The sequence below is a fragment of the Neisseria sicca 4320 genome (genome assembly GCF_000193735.1).
Taxonomy (GTDB): domain Bacteria; phylum Pseudomonadota; class Gammaproteobacteria; order Burkholderiales; family Neisseriaceae; genus Neisseria; species Neisseria sicca_E.
The window spans coordinates 1-781 of record NZ_AEPF01000125.1 but is presented as its reverse complement, the minus strand read 5'-3'; the positions used below and the strand labels follow the sequence as shown (position 1 = coordinate 781).

Annotated in this window: 2 protein-coding genes and 1 pseudogene; all 3 read left to right on the top strand. The window is 48.7% G+C overall.

Going from position 1 to position 781, the window contains the following annotated elements; all coding sequences use genetic code 11:
- Nucleotides 1-251: major capsid protein (locus tag NSCA4_RS0110875; protein ID WP_016688147.1), on the top strand; the 251-nt coding region annotated here is incomplete at its 5' end.
- 5 nt (nucleotides 252-256) lie between these two features.
- Nucleotides 257-562, top strand: coding sequence for a hypothetical protein (locus NSCA4_RS0110870; RefSeq protein WP_003681111.1), 306 nt, complete (start codon nucleotides 257-259; stop codon nucleotides 560-562).
- Nucleotides 552-781, top strand: a pseudogene (locus tag NSCA4_RS15835) (virulence factor TspB C-terminal domain-related protein); the annotation flags it as partial. The gene NSCA4_RS0110870 and the pseudogene NSCA4_RS15835, both read left to right, overlap by 11 nt.

The window sequence follows — 781 nt, the reverse complement described above, 5'->3', positions numbered from 1 at the left end:
TTTATCAACATTTCGTAAAGGAAAACAAAATGAACCTGAAACAAAAACTGCAATACGCCGTCGCCGGTGCTTCCGTTGCCATCATGTCTTTGCCTGCAATGGCAGAAGACAGCCCGTTGGTAACAGCCGCCAAAGCCGAGTTGGCTAGTGCGAAAGAAGGTGTTTCATCTATTGGCGCGGTTGTTATCGGTGTCGCTGCTGCAATGGTCGTTGTCGGTCTGATTATTAAAGCAGTACGCAAAGGCGGTTAATAGCAATGGGTTATCAAGTCGGCCGTGTCTGCCATTTCACACACGAAGCGGCGACAAACGACGTGATGACCCGTGTAGTGCCGACAATAGACAAAGACGGGGTGCTGCATCACCCCGTTTTTAACGGCTCTACATGGCAGTATAACGAACAGCAAGTCAAACTGACCTTTCCCGATTGCGACCCGATGGAATATCAGAAGCTGGGCAAAGAGATAGGTCTGATGTGCGTTTCAATCGTCGCCACGGTATTTGTCGTAAACCTAATCTACAAATTCATATTATCCACGAGAGAAAAGAGTAATGAAGAATGATACCCGAAGCAATGTTCATCATCGGCATATTGCCTTATGCCTTGCTCTGTCTGCTGCTTTATTCGCTGCTCCTGTAAGTGCAGAAGTAGGACTTCCCCCGCCGGCACAACATCAGGGGGCAGGATTTCCAAGCGAAAGAGCCTTACAACAAAAAGGCTATGACCCGAAAACGGGCGTATGGCGCGTGCAAAGCCAAAACAACGGCAAACCGACCGTAAC